Origin of the sequence: Streptomyces sp. NBC_00258 (assembly GCF_036182465.1) — a bacterium.
Lineage (GTDB): Bacteria > Actinomycetota > Actinomycetes > Streptomycetales > Streptomycetaceae > Streptomyces.
Genome location: NZ_CP108081.1, coordinates 5,065,879 through 5,083,245 on the forward strand (window position 1 = coordinate 5,065,879; position 17,367 = coordinate 5,083,245).

General features: G+C 70.1%; 17 protein-coding genes and 1 pseudogene. 10 read left to right on the forward strand and 8 right to left on the reverse strand.

What is annotated here, in order from left to right:
- Positions 1 to 9: 9 nt before the first annotated feature.
- Positions 10 to 3,213 (forward strand): tetratricopeptide repeat protein, encoded by a 3,204-nt coding sequence (locus OG718_RS22475; protein ID WP_143636782.1) that lies wholly within the window; start codon positions 10 to 12, stop codon positions 3,211 to 3,213.
- A gap of 108 nt (positions 3,214 to 3,321) precedes the next feature.
- Here the strand turns inward: OG718_RS22475 and OG718_RS22480 are convergent, their stop codons facing one another.
- Both OG718_RS22480 and mca read right to left on the reverse strand, forming a co-directional pair.
- On the reverse strand, positions 3,322 to 3,585 hold the full coding sequence (locus tag OG718_RS22480; protein WP_186001154.1) for a hypothetical protein: 264 nt from the start codon (positions 3,583 to 3,585) through the stop codon (positions 3,322 to 3,324).
- Positions 3,578 to 4,459, reverse strand: coding sequence for a mycothiol conjugate amidase Mca (gene mca, locus OG718_RS22485; RefSeq protein ID WP_143636786.1), 882 nt, complete (start codon positions 4,457 to 4,459; stop codon positions 3,578 to 3,580). The genes OG718_RS22480 and mca overlap by 8 nt, the downstream gene beginning before the upstream one ends.
- 125 nt (positions 4,460 to 4,584) lie before the next feature.
- On the opposite strand from mca, the gene OG718_RS22490 reads away from it, so the two are divergent.
- Both OG718_RS22490 and greA read left to right on the forward strand, forming a co-directional pair.
- Positions 4,585 to 4,977, forward strand: a complete 393-nt coding sequence (locus OG718_RS22490) for a DUF4307 domain-containing protein (protein ID WP_306938346.1) — start codon at positions 4,585 to 4,587, stop codon at positions 4,975 to 4,977.
- A 190-nt stretch (positions 4,978 to 5,167) separates the two neighbouring features.
- On the forward strand, positions 5,168 to 5,665 hold the full coding sequence (greA, locus tag OG718_RS22495; RefSeq protein WP_055614165.1) for a transcription elongation factor GreA: 498 nt from the start codon (positions 5,168 to 5,170) through the stop codon (positions 5,663 to 5,665).
- 177 nt (positions 5,666 to 5,842) lie between these two features.
- Here greA and OG718_RS22500 read toward each other — a convergent pair whose 3' ends face one another.
- The 3 genes from OG718_RS22500 to ilvA all read right to left on the reverse strand — a co-directional run bounded on the left by OG718_RS22500 (position 5,843) and on the right by ilvA (position 9,122).
- Positions 5,843 to 6,700, reverse strand: a complete 858-nt coding sequence (locus OG718_RS22500; RefSeq protein WP_143636790.1) for an ABC transporter permease — start codon at positions 6,698 to 6,700, stop codon at positions 5,843 to 5,845.
- Positions 6,697 to 7,716 (reverse strand): ATP-binding cassette domain-containing protein, encoded by a 1,020-nt coding sequence (locus tag OG718_RS22505; RefSeq protein WP_328845017.1) that lies wholly within the window; start codon positions 7,714 to 7,716, stop codon positions 6,697 to 6,699. Before OG718_RS22505 ends, OG718_RS22500 begins: the two co-directional genes overlap by 4 nt.
- A 176-nt stretch (positions 7,717 to 7,892) precedes the next feature.
- Positions 7,893 to 9,122, reverse strand: a complete 1,230-nt coding sequence (gene ilvA, locus OG718_RS22510; RefSeq protein ID WP_143636794.1) for a threonine ammonia-lyase — start codon at positions 9,120 to 9,122, stop codon at positions 7,893 to 7,895.
- Between the two features lie 162 nt (positions 9,123 to 9,284).
- Between ilvA and OG718_RS22515 the strand changes: the two genes are divergently transcribed.
- The 3 genes from OG718_RS22515 (at position 9,285) to OG718_RS22525 (ending at position 10,683) form a co-directional block, all read left to right on the forward strand.
- Positions 9,285 to 9,785 (forward strand): MarR family winged helix-turn-helix transcriptional regulator, encoded by a 501-nt coding sequence (locus OG718_RS22515; protein ID WP_186001165.1) that lies wholly within the window; start codon positions 9,285 to 9,287, stop codon positions 9,783 to 9,785.
- 140 nt (positions 9,786 to 9,925) lie between these two features.
- A complete protein-coding gene (locus OG718_RS22520; protein WP_306938347.1) occupies positions 9,926 to 10,435 on the forward strand; it encodes a sigma factor-like helix-turn-helix DNA-binding protein in 510 nt (169 codons plus the stop codon).
- Positions 10,432 to 10,683 carry a hypothetical protein gene (locus tag OG718_RS22525; RefSeq protein WP_260695132.1) on the forward strand — a complete coding sequence of 84 codons (252 nt, stop codon included), beginning with the start codon at positions 10,432 to 10,434 and terminating at the stop codon, positions 10,681 to 10,683. Before OG718_RS22520 ends, OG718_RS22525 begins: the two co-directional genes overlap by 4 nt.
- Positions 10,684 to 10,727: 44 nt before the next feature.
- On the opposite strand, the gene OG718_RS22530 is transcribed toward OG718_RS22525, so the two are convergent.
- Positions 10,728 to 11,882, reverse strand: a complete 1,155-nt coding sequence (locus tag OG718_RS22530; protein ID WP_328845018.1) for a cystathionine gamma-synthase — start codon at positions 11,880 to 11,882, stop codon at positions 10,728 to 10,730.
- 334 nt (positions 11,883 to 12,216) lie between these two features.
- Here OG718_RS22530 and OG718_RS22535 point away from each other — a divergent pair, with 334 nt between their 5' ends.
- The gene (locus OG718_RS22535) at positions 12,217 to 13,338 is read left to right on the forward strand and encodes a hypothetical protein (RefSeq protein ID WP_143636799.1); all 1,122 of its coding nucleotides are present in this window, start codon (positions 12,217 to 12,219) and stop codon (positions 13,336 to 13,338) included.
- Between the two features lie 340 nt (positions 13,339 to 13,678).
- On the opposite strand, the gene msrA is transcribed toward OG718_RS22535, so the two are convergent.
- Positions 13,679 to 14,191 (reverse strand): peptide-methionine (S)-S-oxide reductase MsrA, encoded by a 513-nt coding sequence (gene msrA, locus OG718_RS22540; protein ID WP_143636801.1) that lies wholly within the window; start codon positions 14,189 to 14,191, stop codon positions 13,679 to 13,681.
- A gap of 425 nt (positions 14,192 to 14,616) precedes the next feature.
- Between msrA and OG718_RS22545 the strand changes: the two are divergent.
- The 3 genes and pseudogenes from OG718_RS22545 to OG718_RS22555 form a co-directional block, all read left to right on the forward strand.
- Positions 14,617 to 14,763, forward strand: a pseudogene (locus OG718_RS22545) (DUF4291 family protein); the annotation flags it as partial.
- Between the two features lie 344 nt (positions 14,764 to 15,107).
- Positions 15,108 to 15,770 (forward strand): hypothetical protein, encoded by a 663-nt coding sequence (locus OG718_RS22550; RefSeq protein WP_328845019.1) that lies wholly within the window; start codon positions 15,108 to 15,110, stop codon positions 15,768 to 15,770.
- A gap of 214 nt (positions 15,771 to 15,984) precedes the next feature.
- Positions 15,985 to 16,689, forward strand: a complete 705-nt coding sequence (locus tag OG718_RS22555; protein WP_328845020.1) for a hypothetical protein — start codon at positions 15,985 to 15,987, stop codon at positions 16,687 to 16,689.
- 180 nt (positions 16,690 to 16,869) lie between these two features.
- On the opposite strand, the gene OG718_RS22560 is transcribed toward OG718_RS22555, so the two are convergent.
- Positions 16,870 to 17,316 carry a hypothetical protein gene (locus OG718_RS22560; protein ID WP_328845021.1) on the reverse strand — a complete coding sequence of 149 codons (447 nt, stop codon included), beginning with the start codon at positions 17,314 to 17,316 and terminating at the stop codon, positions 16,870 to 16,872.
- Between the last annotated feature and the right edge of the window lie 51 nt (positions 17,317 to 17,367).

Genomic DNA, 17,367 nt, shown 5'->3' on the forward strand with positions numbered 1-17,367 from the left:
GGACGCGATATGCGGGACAGCCATCGGGCGGAGGCCGAACGGCTGTTGGTGCGGGCCGTGGAGGAGGAGGTCCGGCGCTCGGGCGGGCGGGCCGACGGGGGCGCGCTGCTGTCGCGGGCAAGGGCGTCTCTGGACACGATGGCCCAGACCTCCACGGAGGAGTACGAGGCGTTCACCTCGGCGCTGGACGAGGCGGAGGTGGGCCGGCTCACCTTCGGCCAGCGGTACGCCCGCGAGGGCGCCGGAACTCCCCTGCTGGTGGCCGCCGTTGCCGCACTCGCGGCCGTCGTCGCGGACCTGGCTCTCGGCATCGGCACGGGCACGGCGGTGGCCGCCGGCGCGGTCGTCGGCGTCGCGGGCGCCGCGGCCACGGTGGTGAAGGTGACGGCCTCCCATCTGCCGGCCGCGAGCCGCCGGGCGGGGGCCCTCGGCCAGCCCGGCGGCCCGGAACAGCTGCGCCTGGCGTGGCTGACCGCCCTGGAGGTGCGCGGCATCCGCCCGTTCTTCGACCAGCAGCGCGTCCTCATCGCCTCCACCGGCGCGAAGAAGGGGGCGCCCCAGCTGCGGCGTACGGACAAGAGCGCGGCGGCCCGCAGACGAAGTGTCCTGGAGCAGTCGTTCGGCCAGCTTCCCGAGCCGGTCGGTCCGTTCGCGGGCCGTCGGCAGGAGCTGCTGCGCGTCGCACAGTGGGTGCACGCGGCCCGTGCGAGCACGGAGACCAGGCCGACGGTGGTCGTGCTGTACGGCGCGCCCGGCTCCGGCCGCAGCACCCTCGCCGTCCGGGCGGCGCACGAACTGAAGGACCAGTTCCGCGGCGCGTGCGTGGTGGACCTGCGCGGCGACAGCCCGGAGGAGTCGCCGCTGACGACGCGCGACGCGCTGCTGCACCTGCTCAACAGGCTGGGCGCGCCCCGCGAGCAGCTGCTGTTCCGTGAGCGTTCCTCGCAGGACCAGCAGGTCAGGCGGCTCGCCGAGCTCTACCACCAGCATCTGACCGGCCTGCCGGTGACGATCATCCTCGACGACGCGAACGATGTGGAGCAGGTGCGCACGCTCGTGCCCGAGCGCTCCGACAGCCTCGTCGTGGTCACCGCCCGCAAACCCCTCGACCTGCCCGCCGACCTCCCCGCCTGGGTGCACCAGCTGGCCGTGGAGCCGCTGACCGCGCCCGGCGCCGAGGAGCTCCTGAAGGCTGCGGCACAGGACGACTCGTCCCCGTACGACGCCGAATCCACCGACCAGGTGAGGGAGTTGTGCGGCGGCCTCCCGCTGGCGCTGCGCATCGCGGGCTCGTCCCTCGGCCCGCGCACACCCAGCCGGCTCGCCGCCGACCTGGCGGCGTACGGCCCGGTCGAGCCCGTCGAGCGGGTGCTGTGGCTGCGTTACACGGACCAGTCGGACACGGCCCGGCGGCTGTTGCGACGGCTCGCGCTGGCGGGCCGCGCCTCGCTGGGCGCGGCCGCGGCGGCCGCCCTGCTCGCGACGGACGAGCCGGAGGCGACCCGCCACCTGGAGGCCCTCTCCCGCGCGGGCCTCATCGACCATGTGCGCGGGAGCCGCTACCGCCTGCACGACCTCGTACGCGCCTTCGCGCAGGCCCGCCTCCTCGACGAGGAGGAGCCGTCCGAGCGCACGGCCGCGCAGGAACGTCTCATCGCGAACTACGCCGAGCTCGCGGACTCGGTGATCCGCCTGGTGGACGGCAAGACGTCCACGCGCGCCGACCAGTTCGGCCCGCACGGCTTCACCTCGCTGGACGCGGCCCTTCGCTGGCTGGACGACGAGTCGAGCTTCATCACGGCGGCCCTGCGGCACGCGGAGGGCGTCAACCAGGCGACGGTGCTCAACCTCCTGGGCGCGCTGTGCGACTACTGCCTCCTGCGCGGCGACCTCTACCGCCTGGGCGAGATCAGCGAGTTGACGCAGGCCGTCGACCAGGGGCTGCTGGTGCGCTCGGTCCAGTGGCGTACGGGCATCGCGGCCCGCCAGCTCGGCGAGCTGGACAAGGCGCGTACACAACTGGCCTCCGTGGTGGACCTCTACTTCGAGGCGCACCACGACGCGGGCGCGGCCCGGGCGCTCTGCTCGCTCGGGATCACCCTCCACCACCAGGGCAATCTCACGGAGGCGGCGGCGAAGCTCCAGGAGGCCATGGACCTCCAGGCCTCCCCCGGCCTCTCGGCGGACCGCGCCTGGACGATGCACGCGCTGGCGGCGGTGGAGCGGGACCGGGCACGGCTGCGCGAGGCGCTCGACCTGCTGACGAACGCCCTGGTCCTGCACCGCGAGGGCGAGTCCGTGCACGGCGAGGCGTGGGCCCACTTCCAGCTCGGCCAGCTGGGTCTGCGCATGGGCGACGTACCGCGCGCCGAGTCCGAGCTCCGCGAGGCCCTCGATCTGTACGGCCGCACGCGCGACGCCCGCGGCGAGGCCTGGGCCCTCACCCAGCTGGCCCGGGCCCGCCTGGTGGACGGCGACCCGTCCTCCGCGGTGGACGGCCTGCGCCAGGCGGCCTCCCGTCACCGCGACAACGAGGACTCGCGGGGCGAGGCCTGGACGGTCTACTACCTCGGCCAGGCCCTGGAGGAGACCGGCAACCTCGACCAGGCGGTCCGTGAGCTGGAGCGGTCACGGACGATGTTCTCCCGCATCCGTGACGTGTACGGCCTGGCGTGCGCCCGCCACCACTCGGCCCGGGTGACCCGCGACCAGCGTGCCGCCCAGACCGGCTCACTGCGGAACTCGGGCTTCGCCCGCCAGCTCCTGGTGGACGCACGGGCCGACTTCCAGCGGATCGGCGTCGCCCACGGCGAGGCCTGGACCTGCCTGGAACTGGCGGTGGTCGACGCCGGCAACGCCCGTACCCAGCCGGCCCTCGGCCTCTGCGACGAGGCCGCGTCCCTCTTCGCCTCCTACGGCGACCGCCGCGGCGAGGACTGGGCCCGCTTCCTGCGCTGCACGCTCCTCCCCTACGCCTCCCCGGGCGGTGTGGAGGTCGGCACGGCGGTGGCCCAGGAGGAGCTGACCCAGCTCTCCCGCACGGGCCACGGCTCCCGCGACGGCAAGCTGGACGACTACATCGAGGCGTACCAGCTGCTCCTGGAACGGGGAGCCGACCTGGAGGCCGGGTGGCAGGCATGGCGGCTGGGCATGGTGCCGAACCGGCATGCGCGGGAGGTCATGGGGGTGGCGGTGTCGGCCCGGCGGGTGTGAGGCGCCCGGGCCGGGTGCGAGGCACGCGGGCGCACGCAGGCCTGACGCGGTGACGCCTGTGGCGTGTCACCGCATCAGGGCCGCTGCCCGATCGGGCCCCGGTCGGCCTCAGCCCTTCGCGGGCGAGGCCTTCCCTCCGGAACCGGCCGGACCGGTCGTCTGCTCGGAGGCGGCCGCCTTCGGGTCGGCCTCCTCCGTGAAGTCGACCCTTCCCAGCTGCCGGTTCATGCTCTTCATCAGACCCCACACGGCCAGGGCCATCACCGCGAAGACGATGAAGCCGAGGACACCGGGGGTGACCTTGTTCTCGTCGACCTCCTTGGCGAGGGGGACGAGATGTGTCAGTGCCAGGCTTGCGCTCATGTCAGGCATTGTCGCGGATGCCCGCGAAGAGGTCGTCCTCGGGGAGGGACGTATCGACGAGCGACTTCGCCAGCTCGTACTCCTCGGTCGGCCAGACCTCCCGCTGGAGGTCCATCGGGATCCGGAACCAGCCGCCGTCGGGGTCGATCTGCGTGGCGTGGGCGATGAGGGCCTTGTCGCGGATCTCGTAGAAGTCGGCGCACGGGACGTGCGTCGTCAGGATCCGCTCGGTGCGCTCGAACTCGTCCCAGCGCTTCAGCCAGTCCCCGTACGGCGACTCCAGGCCGCGCTCCAGCATCGCGTTGTGCAGCGCCTCGGTGCGCGGGCGGTTGAAGCCCTGGTTGTAGTAGAGCTTCTGCGGCTGGAAGACCGGGCCGAACTCCGACTCCGGGTACTTCTCGGTGTCCGCCGCGTCCTCGAACGCCACCATCGAGATCTTGTGGGTCATGATGTGGTCCGGGTGCGGATACCCGCCGTTCTCGTCGTAGGTGGTGATCACCTGCGGACGGAAGGCGCGGATCTTGCGGACCAGCTCACCGGCCGCCTTGTCGACGTCCTCCAGGGCGAAGCAGCCCTCGGGCAGCGGCGGCAGCGGGTCGCCCTCGGGCAGACCCGAGTCCACGAAACCGAGCCACTCCTGCTTGACGCCGAGGATCTCGCGGGCCTCGTCCATCTCCTTCTTGCGTACCTCGTGGATGTGCTCCTCGACGTACTTGTCCCCCTGAAGCTTCGGATTGAGGATGGAGCCGCGCTCCCCGCCCGTGCAGGTCACGACCAGCACGTCCACCCCCTCGGAAACGTACTTCGCCATGGTGGCCGCGCCCTTCGACGACTCGTCGTCGGGGTGGGCGTGGACGGCCATCAGTCGCAGCTGGTCAGTCAAGACTCAATCCTCGTAAGTCGGCGCCCGGTGGGAAACGGCGCGATCGGCGCTTCTATAGTGACCGAATCGGGGGGCGAATAATTCCGGGCCCCGAACCCCGCCCGCCCGCCGCGGAGAGGACGATCATGAGTACGGTGCAGCTGCCCGAGGGCCGGTACGGCCGCTCCACGGACGGGCGCGCCGACCGCAGGCTCAGGATCATCGGTGCGGTGCTGGGGGCGGCCCTGCTCGCCCTGGTCGGTTACTTCGCCTACTACTACGTCGGCGGCAACAAGATCAGCGCCGAGATCATCACCTTCGACCTCTCGGACACCTCGGTGAAGGTGCACCTGGAGGTCCGCAAGGACGCGGACGCGAGCGGCTACTGCACGATCCGCTCACAGGCCGAGAGCGGTGCCGAGGTGGGCCGCGCGGACTTCCGCTTCGACCAGGACTCCACCCGCATCGACAAGGTCGTCACCCTCCGCACCACGGCCCCTGGCACGACCGCGGAACTCCTCGGCTGCCACGCGGACTGAGTCCCGTCGCGCGGCTGACGGATGTCACCCTGGACAACTGGCCGCTGACCTGCGTTGACGTATTACTGATGGCTTATGTCCTCCCCCTTTGGGCCGTGAATTGTTAGGCTCGTGGTTTCGCCCACCCGTGAAGGAACATTCTTCTGGGTAGGGCGATGCTTTGTATTCCCAGTACCTACGAGGAGCACCTGTGACCCAGACCAGCGAGAACGTCACCTGGCTGACCCAGGAGGCGTACAACCAGCTCAAGGCCGAGCTGGATCACCTGTCTGGTCCTGCGCGCACGGAGATCGCCGCCAAGATCGCGGCTGCGCGCGAGGAGGGCGATCTGCGCGAGAACGGCGGGTACCACGCGGCCAAGGAGGAGCAGGGCAAGCAGGAGCTCCGCGTGCGCCAGCTGACCCAGCTCCTGGAGAACGCCAAGGTGGGCGAGGCCCCGGCGGCCGACGGCGCGGTCGCGCCCGGCATGGTCGTGACCATCGCCTTCGACGGCGACAAGGACGACACGCTCACGTTCCTGCTCGCCTCGCGTGAGTACGCGAGCACGGACATCGAGACGTACTCGCCGCAGTCCCCGCTGGGCTCCGGCGTGAACGGCAAGAAGATCGGCCAGGACGCCGAGTACGAACTGCCGAACGGCAAGCTGGCCTCGGTGAAGATCCTGGAGGCCAAGCCGTACGCCGCGTAGTTCCTCCCGCGTCGCGTCGCGCGCTCCCCGCGCCTCGCGACCCGTCCAGCGCATCGCCCCTGGTGAGCCCCCGGCGCCCACGCTCCGGGGGCTTCACCATGTCCTGGCGGGCCCGCCATGTCCTGGCCGGCCCGTCACGTCCGGGGCGGCCACCGCGCCTCGGGCCGTCGCCCTGCCTCAGGCCGCCGCCGAGCGGTACTTCCGCACGGCCAGCGTCCGGAAGATGACGACGATCAGGACCGAGTAGATCAGCGAGGCCCAGACCGGGTGCTGCATGGGCCAGGCGCCGGACGTGGACAGGCCGGGGTCACCGAAGAGCTTGCGGCAGGCCTGAACGGTCGCGCTGAACGGGTTCCAGTCGGCGATGTGACGCAGCCAGGGCGTCATCTTGCTGGAGTCCACGAACGCGTTGGACAGGAACGTCACCGGAAAGAGCCAGATCAGACCGCCCGAGGTAGCCGCTTCCGGGGTGCGCACGGACAGTCCGATCAGCGCGCCGATCCAGGTGAAGGCATAGCCGAGCAGCAGGAGCAGGCCGAAGCCGCCCATGATCTTCCCGAAGTTGGTCGGCTCCATGGAGCCGGGACGCCAGCCCACGAGCAGCGCGACCATCGCGAGGACGAGCAGCGTCAGGGCCGTCTGGACGAGGTCCGCGACGGTGCGTCCGGTCAGTACCGCGCCACGCGCCATGGGCAGCGAGCGGAACCGGTCGATGAGGCCCTTGTGCATGTCGTCCGCGATGCCCGCCCCGGCCCCCGCGGTGGCGAAGGTGACGGTCTGCGCGAAGATGCCGGCCATCAGGAAGTTCTTGTAGACGTCCGGATTGGTGGTGTCCCCGATCTGCATCGAGCCGCCGAAGACGTACGTGAACAGCACCACGAACATCACTGGCTGAATCAGACCGAAAAGGATCATTTCGGGAATTCTGGTCATGCGGATCAGGTTCCGCTTGGCCACGACCAGGGAGTCCCGGACGGACTGGCCGAACGAGCCTCCCGGGGCAGCGGTCCGCACGGCGTCGGTGACGGCGCTCACTTGGCGGCCTCCTTGTCGTCCTTCTTGTCCTTGCGGCCCTTGGCGTCCTCGGCCGTGCCGTTCTCCTGGTCCTCCGCCTCGGCGTGGTGCCCCGTCAGCGAGAGGAAGACGTCGTCGAGGGTGGGGCGGCGCAGACCGATGTCGTCGATCTCAATGCCACGGGTGTCCAGCTCGCGGATGACCTCCGCGAGGAGTTTCGCGCCACCGGTGACGGGGACGGTCAGCTTGCGGGTGTGCTGCTCGACGGTGGTGTCGCCCTTGCCGAAGCCGCGCAGCACCTCGGACGCCGTCTCGATGTGCTCGCGCTCGTGCACGACGACCTCGACGCGCTCGCCGCCGGTGCGGGCCTTGAGCTGGTCGGCGGTTCCCCGGGCGATGACGCGGCCGTGGTCGACCACGGCGATCTCGTGCGCAAGGTGGTCGGCCTCTTCGAGGTACTGGGTGGTGAGCAGCAGCGTCGTGCCGCCGGAGACCAGGTCCTTGATGACCTCCCACAGCTGCTGGCGGTTGCGCGGGTCGAGGCCGGTCGTCGGCTCGTCCATGAACATGACGGGCGGCGAGACGACGAGCGCCGCCGCGAGGTCGAGCCGGCGGCGCATCCCGCCGGAGTACGTCTTGGCGGGGCGGTCGGCGGCGTCGGTGAGGTGGAACTGCTCGAGCAGCTCGACCGCGCGGACCTTGGCCTGCTTCGCCCGCATCTGGTAGAGCTGGCCGACCATGTGGAGGTTCTCGCGGCCCGTCAGGTATTCGTCGACCGCGGCGAACTGACCGGACAGGCCGATCGAGCGCCGCACCTCGTTCGGCTGCTTCAGCACGTCGATGCCCGCGACGACGGCCTTGCCGCTGTCGGGCCGGAGCAGGGTGGTGAGACAGCGGACCGTGGTGGTCTTTCCCGCGCCGTTCGGCCCGAGCAGGCCGAGGACGGTGCCCTCCGGGACATCGAGATCGACGCCGTCCAGAGCCCTTACGTCGCCGAAGGTCTTCACCAGGCCTTCGGCGTAGATGGCGCCTGGCATATGAGTCTCCGAAAAGTGGTTGGGGATCCTGCGGAAAGAAGCTAGTTTTCTCAGGTTTACGCCGCCCGACGAGCCGGTTCGGCGGCAAGGCGGACCTGTGACCAGAGACACACCATAACGCGATGTATCGCGTTTCTCAACGGATTATTCCAACCGGGGCGACAGCCGATCCGACCTCAGTCGATGATCGTGTAACCCGCCTTCCGCAGCGCGGAGTTCACCTCGGCACAGTGCTCCGGTCCCTTGGTCTCCAGGTGCAGCTCGACCTCCACCTCCGTGAGCCCGAGCCGTGGGTCGGTCCGTACGTGGCTCACATCGAGGACGTTAGCGTCCACCACTGACAACACCCCGAGAAGCGTTGCCAGGGCGCCGGGGCGGTCCGTCAGCCGCAGCGTGACCGCCAGGTAGCGGCCGCCCGCGGCCATGCCGTGGCGCAGGATGCGCTGCATCAGCAGCGGGTCCACGTTCCCGCCGGACAGCAGTGCCACGACCGGGCCCTCGAAGGCCTCCGGCTCGCTCAGCAGCGCGGCGACGGGACTCGCGCCGGCCGGCTCGACGACCAGCTTGGCCCGCTCCAGGCAGAGCAGCAGCGCGCTGGACAGATCGTTCTCCGAGACCGTACGGACCTCGTCCACCAGGTCACCGATGATCCCGAACGGCACGTCGCCCGGCCGCCCGACCTTGATGCCGTCGGCCATCGTCGCGGGGTTCTCGATGGACAGCGGGCGCCCGGCCGCCAGCGAGGGCGGGTACGCGGCCGCGCCCGCCGCCTGCACCCCCACGATCCGTACGTCCGGCCGCAGCGCCTTCACGGCGACCGCGATGCCCGCGGCGAGACCGCCGCCGCCGATCCCGACGACGATCGTGCGCACCTCGGGGCACTGCTCCAGGATCTCCAGGCCGACCGTGCCCTGCCCCGCGATGATGTCGGGATGGTCGAAGGGGTGGATGAAGACGGCGCCCGTCTCGGCCGCGTACTCCTGCGCGGCGGCCAGCGTCTCGTCCACCACCGTGCCGTGCGCGCGCACCTCGGCGCCGTAGTGCCGGGTCGCCGCGACCTTCGGCAGCGGGGCGCCCTTGGGCATGAACACCGTGGAACGCACACCCAGCAGAGAAGAGGCGAGAGCGACGCCCTGCGCGTGGTTCCCCGCGCTCGCCGCGACCACGCCGGCGGCCCGCTCCTCGGGAAGCAGCCCGGCGATCCGCACGTACGCGCCGCGCAGCTTGAACGAACCCGTCCGCTGGAGGTTCTCGCATTTGAAGTGGACCGGCGCGCCCACCAGCCGGGACAGGTGCCTGCTGCCCTCCATGGCGGTCATCCGCGCCACGCCCGCGAGCATCTTCTGGGCGCCGCGTACATCGTCGAGGGTCACCAGCGGCAAGGAGTCAGCCGTGCGGTAGCTCATGACCACCAGTCTCGCAGTTCACGCGGCGCCACACCGGCTGTGACCAACGTCCGAGACTGGTTTGCTCAGCGCAGGTACGGCCCGCCCCCCGTCCGCGTACTCTGTCCCCCAACCCAGCCCCACGCATGAATAGAGCCTCCGGCCATGCCCACAACACCTGAAATGTCGATGGACATGACGACCGTCGGTGACACCGGTCTTCTCGAATCGCTGCAGCACGAGGTGGCGGTGTTCGCCCGCCGTGCCGAACAGACCCGGCTCGGCGGGGTCGGCCAGGTGCGCAACTCCATGGACCGTGCCGCATACCTGCTGCTCAACCGCCTCGACAAGGAGGGGCCGATGGGCGTCAAGGCACTCGCCGCGAGCATGGGCATCGACTCGTCGACGGTCACCCGGCAGGTCGCCCCGCTCGTCGACACCGGGCTCGTCAAGCGCACCTCCCACCCGGAGGACGGACGTGCCGTGGTGCTCCAGCTGTCCCCGCGCGGGCTCTCCCGCCTGGAGGAAGTGCGGTCCTCAAGGCGCCAGTTGATGGCAGAGCTGACCCAGGAGTGGGCCCCCGAGGAGCGCGAGGCCTTCTGCACGCTGCTCACCCGGTTCAACCTCGCGCTCTCCGCCCGCATGGCCGCGTCGCCCTCCGCGGAGGTACCGGAGCCCTCCTGAAACACCCCGCGCGCACCACATCGGCGCCCGCCTCTTGACCAGGGACCCGCGCCTGGCCTCATATGAGACCGGGTCCTGTCGTACGCGGCTGTCCTCGGCGTACGTCTCAAGGACCCGGTTTCCCTCAGCCGGGAGGCGCGGTGCGAGAGCGGCAGGCGTCCCAGAACGCCCGCCGGGCCCGGGAGTTCGAGGCGTTCGTCGCGGGCGCGGCAGGGCGGCTGCTGCATGCCGCCACGCTGCTCACGGCGGAGCCCCCGGACGACAACCCGCGCGCGCGGCGCCTGCTCACCGCGGCCCTCGCCCATACGTACGCCTCCTGGGACCGGCTGCGCGGCGAGGACCCGTACGACCGGACCCGGCAGCAGGTGGCCGTGCGCTTCGCGCGCGGGGCATGGCATCAGTACGGCAGCCTGGGCTGGGCACACCCCCGGAGCCGCCCGAAAACCGACAGCGTCCTGTACTGCCTCACGCCCCAGGAGCGGCTGATCCTCGTGCTGCGCATGTACGAGGGTGTCGCCGAGGAACAGGCCGCGGCGCTGCTCGGGCTGCCCACCGAGCGCGTACGGGCCATCTGCGCGCGTGCCATGGCGACGCTGCTGCACCCGCCGCGGGAGGCCGCTCCGGTGATCGCGAAGGTGGCCCCGTCATGAGCTCGATGAGCCGCAGGGAGGCGGACGTCCGCCGGATCCTGGAGGAGCCGCAGCCGCCCGTACCGCCCGATCTGTACGGGGAGGCGCTGCGCCGGGGCGGACGGATGCTGCGCCGCAGGACGGCGGCGAGGCGGCTGTTCTGGCTGCTGCTGTTCGCGGCGGCCGTGGCCTTCGTGGTGTGGGCTTCGCTGACTCAGCCGTGGGTGGAGCCGCCGTCGGAGACGACTCCACCGCTGACCGGCTGGTGAGCCCCTCGGTGAGTCCGTCGACTCGCCGAGGAGCCCGTCGGTGACTAGCCCAGGGCCTGCTTGAGGTCCTGGAGGAGGTCGTCGATGTTCTCGATGCCTACGGAGAGGCGTACCAGATCGGCGGGGACCTCCAGGAGGGACCCGGCAACGGACGCGTGCGTCATGCGCCCCGGGTGCTCGATCAGGGATTCGACGCCGCCCAGGGACTCGCCCAGCGTGAACACCTTGGCGCGGTTGCAGACCTCGACGGCCGCCTCCTCTCCGCCCTCGACCTGGAAGGAGACCATGCCGCCGAACGCCTTCATCTGCTTGGCGGCGATCTCGTGACCGGGGTGCTCCGGGAGGCCCGGGTACAGAACGCGCGTCACGCGCGCGTGCCGGGTGAGCATCTCCGCGACCTGGGTGGCGTTCTCGCTGTGCCGGTCCATGCGGACGGCGAGCGTCTTGATGCCGCGCAGTACCAGCCAGGCGTCCATGGGCCCGGCGACCGCGCCCATCGCGTTCTGGTGGTAGGCGAGCTCCTCGCCGAGCGCCTGGTCGGCAACCACTAGTGCGCCGCCGACGACGTCCGAGTGGCCGCCCATGTACTTGGTCAGCGAGTGCACGACGACGTCCGCGCCGAGCGCGATCGGCTGCTGCAGGTAGGGGCTGGCGAAGGTGTTGTCGACGACCAGCTTTGCGCCGGCCTCGCGTGCGATCTGCGAGAGCGCGGCGATGTCGGTGATGCCGAGGAGGGGGTTGGAGGGGGTCTCCACCCAGACGGCCTTGGTCTTGGGGGTGATGGCGGCCCGTACGGCCGCGGGGTCGCTGGTGTCGGCGACCGACCACTCCACGCCCCACCGGGAGACGACCTTCGCGAAGAGGCGGAACGTACCGCCGTACGCGTCATTGGGGATGACCACGTGGTCGCCCGGGCTGAGCAGCGTACGCAACAGGCAGTCCTCGGCCGCCAGTCCGGACGCGAACGCGAGCCCGCGGCGGCCGCCCTCCAGGGCGGCGAGGTTCTCCTCCAGGGCGGTCCTGGTGGGGTTGGCGCTGCGGCTGTACTCGTAGCCGCCGCGCAGACCGCCGACGCCGTCCTGCTTGTAGGTCGAAACCTGGTAGATCGGCGGGACGACCGCGCCGGTGAGGGGATCGGCGGTGTTGCCCGCGTGGATCGCCACGGTTTCGAAGTGCTGGCTGATGTGCCTGTCGCTCATGGGCACCGAGGGTAATGCGCTCGCGGGGAAAGTGACGGCACGGGGCGGGGGTGCGGGGCGGGGAGCCGAAGGTACGGGGCTGGGGCACGGGGCATGGAGCGAGGCATGGGGACGGGGCACGGGGTTGGGCGGGCCCGGAGAGAGCCTGGAGCGGGCCGGGCCCGGCTGCCCCGAGGCGGGCCTGGTGCGGGCCTGGTGCGGGCCTGGTGCGGGCCTCGGACCAGGGTGCATCCGGCCGTCGGTCCGGCGGTTTTCCACAGGATCCGCCGAGCAGTTTCCACAGGAGCGGTGACCAGGTTCGCCAATTGTCGGACCAGTCTGGTTCGCTTGAGGCATGGAGATTCTCTGGGTCCTGATGGCGCTGCTCATGATGAGCTTCGTCCTCTGGCCGATCCTTCTGCGCAGGCGTGCCGGTGGTATCCAGCAGGTCGCCCCGGGCGACCCCGACGCGGCCGACCCGGCGAACTACGGCTTCCTGCGCCAGGAGGAGCTGGACATCCGCATGCCCGGCCCCGACCAGGACCTGCTGGAGGTCCTGGACCTCGTGCAGCGCACCCAGGATTACCGGGCGGCGTCGCAGCTCCTCGCCGGCACCGAGATCGAGGGCGAGCGGCGCTGGCAGCGCGTGCAGGCCTTCGCGGGTGCCGCGTCGCTGGAGCTGCAGCAGCGCCCCGGCGGGGTGAGCGACTCCCCCGGCGGGCAGTGGCTGCGGGTGTGGCGGGCCGAGCAGCCCAAGGACGCGGGCGGCGCCGCCGTGCACGCGGAGTTCCTGGTGCAGCAGGCGTGGCGTACGTCGTCGCCGGGTACGGACGAGTTCCGGATCATCATGGAGGAGGCGAGGGCGGCCTGCGGCGAGGCCGCGCTGCTGTCTCCGGGCGACCCGATCCCGTACATCATCGAGCTCTCCGTGGGCCGCGGACTCGCCTACCCCCAGGCGGAGTTCGAGAAGGTCTGGCTGAAGATCCTGGACCGCGCGCCCGCGCACATGGGGGCGCATCTGGCGGCGCTCCACTACTGGTGCGAGAAGTGGCACGGCTCGCGCGAGGTGGCGTACTCCTTCGCGGAGGCGGCGGCGGCCCGGGCACCCCAGGGTTCCCTCTTGGCCGCGATGCCCCTCTTCGCCGTCTTCGAGCACCTCCCCGAGGTGAACCTGGTCAGTGGCTTCTACCAGAGCGAGGTCGTGACCAAGGCGGTCCACGGCGCGCTCTTCGCGGTCCACTCGGCCCGCCCCGACGACCCGATGCTCGCCCACGTCCGCCACCTGCTGGTCTTCTTCCTGGTCCGCGGCGAACGCTGGTCGGAGGCGATGACCCAGCTGATCCACGTCGACGGCCACGTGGGAGCCCTCCCCTGGACCCTGACGTCGGACCCGGCGGCGGACTACGCGGTGTACCGCGCACTGGCGGTGGGCGGCTACGAGGCGAACGGCGGGAGCCCGGCGACGCTGCCGCACTGAGCGCGCCCACGGTCTCGCGGCGGAACGCTCGGGGGGGGGCCGTCCGTCAGAAGGCCGGAGCCGAGCGGGACGACGGTGGCGGCACCGGCGTACGACGTCGGCGGTACCGGCGGAACGATCGGGGCGGGCCCGCCGGCCAGGTGGTGGGCCGGTACCGGATCGCACGGTGATGGGGACGCGGCACGGTGGACGGCGGGGCTTGATCGTCTCGCCGGGCCCCTGTTTCGCCCTCCGCCTCGCGCCCACCGAGGCTCCGCAACCGGGCCCGCACACGCATGCGCGGCCCGGTTGCGGAGCCTCGACCGAGTCGGCCTCCGCCTTTCGCCGGGCCGCTTCGCGGTCAGCCCTCCGCGCGGGCGGGCAGCCGCCATCCCGGGCGCGGGAAGTGGCAGGTGTAACCGTCCGGGTAACGCTGCAGGTAGTCCTGGTGCTCGGGCTCGGCCTCCCAGAAGGGGCCGACCGGCTCCACCTCGGTGACGACCTTGCCCGGCCACAGCCCGGAGGCGTCCACATCCGCGATCGTGTCCTCGGCGATCCGCTTCTGCTCGTCGTCCACGTAGTAGATCGCCGAGCGGTAGCTGAGGCCGATGTCGTTGCCCTGGCGGTTCTTGGTGCTCGGGTCGTGGATCTGGAAGAAGAACTCCAGGAGCGCGCGGAAATCGGTGCCCGCGGGGTCGAAAAGGATCTCGATGGCCTCCGCGTGCGTGCCGTGGTTACGGTACGTCGCGTTCGGCACGTCACCCCCGGTGTAGCCCACCCGGGTCGCCGTCACGCCCGGGAGCCGGCGGATCAGGTCCTCCATCCCCCAGAAGCATCCGCCCGCCAGTACGGCCCTCTGCGTCTGCGCAGCCATTGCGGCCCTCCAATATCTGTGTCTGTCAGCTCGGTCACTCGGGCTCATCGGCTCGCACACCACCGGCATCCCATTCCCACTGTGCTCAACGCGCGAGGGTTCCGGGCGATTCCGTGCCCGTCCAACCGGCCTTGCGGCCGCCGACTGCCACGACGAGCGCACCGACCCCGCCGCAGACGAACTGCTGGCCAACCTGAGCCCGCCATCGCGCGAGACCAGACATCCAGCCATCGCTGCCTGGATGCGTCACATGGCAGCGCAGGCGCATGGGGAAAGGTGTCGAACTGGGTGACCCGTCCCGCACTTCAAGTGAAGGGGGAGGCCGCGGCACCAGCAACCGACGCGGTGCTGCGGCCCGCTCCCCAAGCATGAGGGCAGTCGAAATTCGATGGCCGCCCATCCCAGGCGGGCGCCACGCTGCACTCATGGAAGAACCGCAACGCAGGATCCGCGCGGCCTACACGGCATCCACGATCACCGTCTACCAGGCGTACTCCCCGGAAATCGGCCGGCCCGCCGCCCGAGAGGGCCGATTCCCCAACGCGTGGAAGCAGGGCAGGATGACTTGGATCATCAAGCCGCTTTGACAGACCCTTGTGCGTTGCCGACGACGAAGGCTGAGGACTGGTGGCGCGTGGGCGGAGCCTGCCTTGATCACGGCGCCGATCTTGCCTGGTGATCGTGGAACTCTCGAGGAGCTGGGACCACCCCGAGGTCGATGGCGCCCCTTGGACCGTCAGCCCTGTCGGTAGCTGTCTCAGAGCAGGCACTAGCCTCTCGGGCTATGTCCGACCTACCCGATCTTCATAGTGCGACCATCGACGCGATAGTCGATCACGTCGGCCGATCGACGCTTCCCTTCCAGCGAGCCCACCGGGAGGAACAACACGCCACGGCCTTCTGGTTCAACGAACTCGTGGAGACGACCGCCGAAGACGAGGTCATCCGCCAGTACCTGGTGACCGCCAGCGAGCCGGCGAGAGTCGAGTTGGCCGAATTCACCCTGCGTCCGGACTTGTGCACACCCGCGATGAGCGCAGAGAAGCTGATGATGATCGACTTCGCGGAGGGGTGGACTCATCTCGGCGACCTGGGAGTGGCGGTCATGCCCACCACCGGATTGCACGCGCACGGCGCTCGCAAGGGGTGGAGTTGGACGACCGACGAGATCACCGAAGGCATCGCCGCCACGGAGGAGGACATCGCCGGCCTCGGTGAGCACCCGATCGCGGCCTACGTACTGGGGCACATCATCGAGGACGGTGCCCGAGAGCAGGCTGTGGTGGTCGGCCAGGTCACGCGCACCAGCGGCGACAGCATCCGTTGGAACGGAGACCTGCCGCCGGGGTGCGTAGGGGCACCGGTGTTCATCAGCACTCGCCTCAGCGGGGACAGTTTCAAATTGGTCTGCCTGGGGGTGACACTGCCCGCCGAAGGTCACCACGCGATTGCTTCCTTCGACCGCATCCGCGCCGCCCTGAACTCCCTCCCCTCGGATACCCCACCAGCCTTTGGTGAGACCGCAGACCATCCTCGGCAGGTCGAGCCGAAGCGGCGCTGGTGGCAGCAACGCGGCTGACGCTGCCCAGCACCGTCAGAGGTACGACCATGGACGACCAGCCCGAACACCTTTGACGGAAAGGGCTGTGAACACAGCTTGACCTGGGTCTCCCGGCCGGATGCTCAGCTCGGGGCAGCGCAGCAGTGAGCACAAGTTGAGGGGCGCTGGCGTTGTCAGTGGGCCGCCATAGGCTCGGTCCCGTTCGAAGGCAGGTATCGGCGGATGGGACGACGTGGGCTTTGATCTTGCGGTGTGGTTCGAACCCGAGCGGGTGTCGGCCTCTGATGCCGCCGGGAAGTATGAGCGGTTGTGTGGCAGCGACCTCGCAGGGGCGGGAGTTGTCGCGAGCGAGGCCGTGTCTGCGTTCCATCAGGCGCTGATCGCGGATTTCCCCGAGCTCTCGTCTGCCGGAGACGACTGTCAGCAGGTGACGGTGTCGCCGTGGATGGCAGGCCTCGATGTCTCTGCCGCTCACGTGCTCATGCCCATGTCGTGGAGTCGGGCCAGTGAGACGGCGCCCGAGGTAGTGGCCCTCGCCGGCCGTCATGGACTGGTCTGTTTCGACCCGCAGGCGGAGGTGCTTCACCTTCCGCCCGCGCTGCGCGGGACAGATGGACTGAGTCTTCAGCCATGCGTTGGGCTGAAGGTCGAGGACCCGGACCGTGATGTGATCGAACGTGCCGTACGTCGTTTGTCCGCGGAGAACTGGTTCTTGATTCTGGAGAAGCGGCTGGGCCGCTACCTCCAAGTCGGTCAAGGGCCGAACGCAGGCCTGTCCGCAGGCGGATTTGCTGTCGAACACCGGGATGGTTCGCCGGACCGGCACTACCGGTGTGTGCTGAGCGAGAAGAATCAAGTAGCAACGATCTTCGCCGACTTCGCTTCAGGTGAGGCCGCATGGAGCGTGGACGCGCGATGGGACAAGGTGTCGATGTAACCGGTGTGGGGCCCGCTACGTCCGAAGCCAACTGCCCCGGATACGGTCGCTGAGCGTGGCTTTACATGGCCCATCAAGCCGCTTTGACGGCCACTTTGTTGACTGGGACCGCGGGGACACCGCGAGTCAGTCCCGGAGAACCCTGTGCTCAGCGCTGTCGGATCCGGTCGCGAAGAACGCCTACTGACCGTGGGTCTCGGATCCCTTGAGGTAGGTCAGCCGCCCTCGGTCGCGTTCAGTCGTCAAGTCGAGAGTGGTCACGGGGTGGCGGGTCCACACAGGCGAGCCGTCGATCCACGGCACGAGCACGGTGACGGAATTGAGCAGGCCGTGGACGTCTGCAACTCCCGACGGGGGGAGACGTCGTGCCTGGCTCTTCTTCGCGAGCCGCAGAAGCATCGGCGGAGCTTCGTCCGGATCGTCGTCGGCAAGGTACAGCACCAAGTAGGCGTCACCCGCGTCCGGTTCGCGCAGCAGCAGCCAGCACATCTGGTGTAAATCCTTGCTGGTGGCCAGGCGGGCGAGACGGCGGACGATCCGCACATCGGACACGAGCACCGCCAAGCAGCCGACCGAGGCCACGAGGAAAAACCAACCACGGCCGGCCCCTCCGAAGATGTGCAGCACACCGCCGAACCCGACAAACGCCCCGACGACGGTCCCGGCCGCGATGTAGGG

What these genes read in the sequence shown, in the direction of transcription:
- OG718_RS22480 (WP_186001154.1), bottom strand. Translation starts at nt 3,585, where the DNA reads ATGCCTGACATGAGCGCAAGCCTGGCACTGACACATCTCGTCCCCCTC.
- OG718_RS22505 (WP_328845017.1), bottom strand. Translation starts at nt 7,716, where the DNA reads ATGCCAGGCGCCATCTACGCCGAAGGCCTGGTGAAGACCTTCGGCGAC.
- ilvA (WP_143636794.1), bottom strand. Translation starts at nt 9,122, where the DNA reads ATGAGCTACCGCACGGCTGACTCCTTGCCGCTGGTGACCCTCGACGAT.
- OG718_RS22515 (WP_186001165.1), top strand. Translation starts at nt 9,285, where the DNA reads ATGTCGATGGACATGACGACCGTCGGTGACACCGGTCTTCTCGAATCG.
- OG718_RS22530 (WP_328845018.1), bottom strand. Translation starts at nt 11,882, where the DNA reads ATGAGCGACAGGCACATCAGCCAGCACTTCGAAACCGTGGCGATCCAC.
- msrA (WP_143636801.1), bottom strand. Translation starts at nt 14,191, where the DNA reads ATGGCTGCGCAGACGCAGAGGGCCGTACTGGCGGGCGGATGCTTCTGG.
- OG718_RS22535 (WP_143636799.1), top strand. Translation starts at nt 12,217, where the DNA reads ATGGAGATTCTCTGGGTCCTGATGGCGCTGCTCATGATGAGCTTCGTC.
- OG718_RS22475 (WP_143636782.1), top strand. Translation starts at nt 10, where the DNA reads ATGCGGGACAGCCATCGGGCGGAGGCCGAACGGCTGTTGGTGCGGGCC.
- OG718_RS22525 (WP_260695132.1), top strand. Translation starts at nt 10,432, where the DNA reads ATGAGCTCGATGAGCCGCAGGGAGGCGGACGTCCGCCGGATCCTGGAG.
- OG718_RS22490 (WP_306938346.1), top strand. Translation starts at nt 4,585, where the DNA reads ATGAGTACGGTGCAGCTGCCCGAGGGCCGGTACGGCCGCTCCACGGAC.